The sequence below is a fragment of the Blautia sp. ZXY-1-C6 genome (assembly GCF_056339875.1).
In genome coordinates this window covers 1-4,112 of record NZ_JBWJVQ010000301.1, presented here as the reverse complement: position 1 = coordinate 4,112, position 4,112 = coordinate 1, and the positions used below count along the sequence as shown (strand labels likewise).

3 protein-coding genes and 1 other RNA gene are annotated in these 4,112 nt (G+C 43.8%); 2 read left to right on the top strand and 2 right to left on the bottom strand.

Annotated elements, in window-relative coordinates:
• The first annotated feature begins 185 nt into the window (after positions 1 to 185).
• Complete coding sequence (gene pyrB, locus AC075J_RS18405; protein ID WP_020993668.1) at positions 186 to 1,109, top strand: aspartate carbamoyltransferase; 924 nt, start codon at positions 186 to 188, stop codon at positions 1,107 to 1,109.
• Positions 1,103 to 1,540: an aspartate carbamoyltransferase regulatory subunit gene (locus tag AC075J_RS18400; protein ID WP_008707627.1), complete on the top strand. Its 438-nt coding sequence runs from the start codon at positions 1,103 to 1,105 to the stop codon at positions 1,538 to 1,540. Before pyrB ends, AC075J_RS18400 begins: the two co-directional genes overlap by 7 nt.
• 54 nt (positions 1,541 to 1,594) lie before the next feature.
• Here the strand turns inward: AC075J_RS18400 and rnpB are convergent.
• Positions 1,595 to 1,945: RNase P RNA component class A (gene rnpB, locus AC075J_RS18395), an RNA gene on the bottom strand.
• A gap of 370 nt (positions 1,946 to 2,315) precedes the next feature.
• Positions 2,316 to 3,983 carry a nucleoside kinase gene (locus tag AC075J_RS18390; protein ID WP_022380710.1) on the bottom strand — a complete coding sequence of 556 codons (1,668 nt, stop codon included), beginning with the start codon at positions 3,981 to 3,983 and terminating at the stop codon, positions 2,316 to 2,318.
• Positions 3,984 to 4,112 lie beyond the last annotated feature (129 nt).

Sequence of the window (4,112 nt, the reverse complement as noted above, 5' to 3'; positions counted from 1 at the left end):
AAAACAGCAGACGCTGAATTACCGGGGACTGATAGGAGCCGGACTGCGCTCCCCTCTGGTTCGGAGCCGGACTTTTTTTTGAGAAAATACTTGGAAAACTCTCTTGAAAAAAGCACCTGATTATTATATGATGTTATGAAGGATTAAATAAAAATTCCTGAACCAGTAAAATATGGAGGTATGAAATGAGACACTTAATGAGTCCGCTGGATCTGTCTGTTGATGAGTTAAATACTCTTCTTGACCTGGCCAGCGATATTGAGAAACACCCTGATAAATACGCACATGTCTGCGATGATAAAAGACTGGCAACTTTATTCTATGAGCCAAGCACCCGTACCCGTCTCAGCTTTGAAGCTGCTATGATGAACCTTGGCGGTAAAGTTCTTGGTTTTTCATCAGCTGATTCCAGTTCCGCTTCAAAGGGTGAAAGTGTTGCCGATACAATCCGCGTTGTATCCTGTTACGCTGACATCTGTGCTATGCGCCACCCGAAAGAAGGTGCTCCGTTAGTAGCTTCTATGGCTTCTTCTATTCCTGTTATCAACGCCGGCGACGGTGGTCATCAACATCCTACCCAGACATTAACCGACTTACTTACCATCCGTTCCCTGAAAGGACGTCTGGACAATCTGACCATTGGTCTGTGCGGCGACCTGAAATTCGGACGTACAGTTCACTCCCTGATCGAAGCACTTGTACGTTACACAAATGTAAAATTCATTCTGATCTCACCGGAAGAGCTTCGCATCCCAAGCTATATCCGCGAGGATGTTCTGAAAAAGAACAATATCGAATTTCAGGAAGTAGAGAGACTGGAAGATGCCTTACCGGATCTTGATATCCTCTACATGACACGTGTACAGAAAGAACGTTTCTTCAACGAAGAAGACTATGTCCGCATGAAGGATTTCTACATTCTGGACAAACAGAAAATGGAACTTGCAAAAAAAGACATGTACATTCTTCATCCGCTTCCACGTGTAAATGAAATCTCAACAGAGGTGGATGCAGACCCGAGAGCAGCTTATTTCAAACAGGCACAGTACGGTGTATATGTACGTATGGCCCTGATTCTCACATTACTGGAGGTAAAATTACCATGTTAAATGTTGGAGCACTTCGCGAAGGTTATGTATTAGACCATATCAAAGCAGGCAAGGCCATGACTATCTATCATGATCTGAAGCTTGATAAACTTGACTGCACCGTTGCCATCATCAAGAACGCGCGCAGCAACAAAATGGGTAAGAAAGATATCATCAAGGTTGAATGCCCGGTTGAGAATCTTGATCTTGACATTCTCGGCTTTATCGATCATAACATTACTGTAAACGTAATCAAGGACGAGAAGATCGTTGCCAAAAAAGAACTGAAACTTCCGAATCAGGTTGTCAACGTGATCAAATGCAAGAATCCACGCTGCATCACTTCCATTGAACAGGGACTCGACCAGATCTTTGTTCTTGCAGATAAAGAGAAAGAAGTTTACAGATGTAAATACTGCGAAGAGAAATATACAGGTAAACGCAATAAATAATAAAACAAATATCAAAAAAACAGCAGAACGGAAGAAATCCGTTCTGTTTTTTTGTACGCAATCAGACCGATAAGCCGGGTTATGTCATTGGGTAATCATCTGTCTAGGCCTTACGTTGCCATAAGGCTCAAGCGACCCACCTGAAAGCACGACGGGCAGCCGTATCGCTTTCTATTCGGTCTTGCTTCGAATGGAGTTTACATGTGCCCGGCCTGTTACCAGGACGGCGGTAGTCTCTTACACTGCCTTTCCACCCTTACCTCAGCAAGTGAGGCGGTTTATTTCTGTTGCACTGGTCTGGGAGTCACCTCCACCGGACGTTATCCGGCATCCTGCCCTGCGAAGCCCGGACTTTCCTCGTCTGAACCCTTTCGTCTGTTCAGCCGCGATTACCTGGCCTGGTTGCGCAAGTGCTATTCTAGCACGTTTTTTTGCACTTGTAAAGAAATTTCATTCATTACTGTTCACTCCGTTCTCAGTAACGTTGCCAAAATTCATTTCAAATTGCCTGCGGCAATGGAATTTTGGCTTGTATGTCTCGGGATTTTGGCATATTCATGCCAAAACACCTCGCGGGATAGTGGCGTGTGAACAGTAACTTTCATTCTAGTACATCGTTTTCGAAATAACTATACCACTCACTTGTCTGCGAATCCGATTGCACAGGTCTAAAAGCCTCAGCGTAGCCCGCTACGCCTGCGTTTTTATACCAGCACACTCGAATCCGCATCCTACGCGATTGGTATAGTTATTTACGAAACGCTGTACTAGTATTTTACACATTAAAGCAGCTTCCACCGATAAATTCTCTTAAAATCGAATTATTCGGTACTGCCTCGCTTGGCACCGGAACAAAATATTCAAAGAACTTCAGCAGCCTCTTCGCCTCTGTATACTCTGGTTCGTCCTTGGCAATCCCAAACAAAAGCGGTTCCGCATATACTTTCAGGCATGCCAGTTCATAGATCAGCGCAGAATTAAACATTACATCTGCATCCTCCTGGAAAGGAAAGATATTCTGTTCTTCACCTCTGCGTACGGAAGGCCATCTTGCAATTGTCTCTTTCGCAGAAGTCCCTCTGGTGCGGGCATCTCTTACAATTCTGCGGATCAGACGGCCATCCGTAGTAGGAATCCTGTTATGTTCATCAATATTCAGCTGAGTCAGAGCGCTGAGATAAATCTTAAATTTGCTCTCCTTTGGCAGCGCATAGCTGAGCCTGTCATTCAATCCATGAATTCCCTCGATCACCAGAATATCGTCTTTATCCAGCTGCAGAAAATCACCTTTATATTCTCTGGTTCCTGTTTTGAAATTGAAAACCGGCATCTCTACCCTTTTTCCTTCCAAAAGCTCAAGCATATCTTTATTAAACTGCTCCACATCAATCGCTTCCAGACACTCAAAATTCTTTTCCCCAAACTCATCTACAGGAGTCAAGTGCCTGTCAATGAAATAATTATCCACTGCGATCGGATGCGGTTTCATTCCATGGGCAGCCAGCTGAATGGACAGCCTGTGTGAAAACGTAGTCTTTCCGGAAGAAGACGGACCTGCGATCATAACAAACTTCTTGTTTCCGGCTGCGGCAATCTCAGATGCGATTTCCGAAATCTTTGCCTCCTGCATAGCCTCCTGGATCAGCAAAATATCCTGGATACCGCCTCTGGTAACCTTTTCATTCAGATCACCGACTGTCGCAATATCCAGTTTATCTCCCCATTCCTGAGATTCCTTCTGCACACGAAAAATCTTCTCCCTCGGTTTAAATTCAGGTATCCGGTCCGGTTCATTCTGAGTCGGAAGCTGCAGTACGAAACCACCCTCATACAAAAACAGATCAAACGTCTTAATATATCCCGTATGGTTCGCCATAAAACCGTAGAAATAATCCTCAAAGCTTCCAATACTGTAAAGATTCACCGCAGAGCTTCTGCGGTAATTAAACAGCTTCTCTTTGTCATACATATGATGCTTATGAAAAAGTGCAACTGCCTCACTGGTGCTTACGCTTCGCTTTACAATGGGAAGATTCTCGTCCACGATCCTGTGCATCTGCGCCTTTACCTTATCAATAAATTCCTGATCCAGCGCCATAGGTCCTTTCATTGTAAAATAATAGCCGCTGCCTACAGAATAATGGATCACTACACTGTCTATATTTTCCTGCCCTGCCACATCATAAATTGCTTTCAGAAGAATCAGACTTGCACTTCTGCAATAAGTTTTGTGTCCGATCGGATCTTTGGATGTCACAAATTCAATCTCACAGTCTGCCTTGAGATGCTTATGCAGTTCTCTCAGCCTGCCATTTACGATCACCAGCATTACAGGTGCATCCGTACTTCCTTCGTATTCCTTTACAATCTCACTGTAAGGAATCTTCTCAGGATATTGTTTTGTTATTCCCTGTATCGTAACGTTATACATTTTCTGTCCCATAAATCCTGCCTCCATTTCTGCTATACCGACAAGTAAATACAGTTATCAGCTCCGCCGCCAACAGGCAGATCAGCCAATTTTCATTTATAATTTCATTATTATATGGTAAGAACCCGTATCACAGAATCC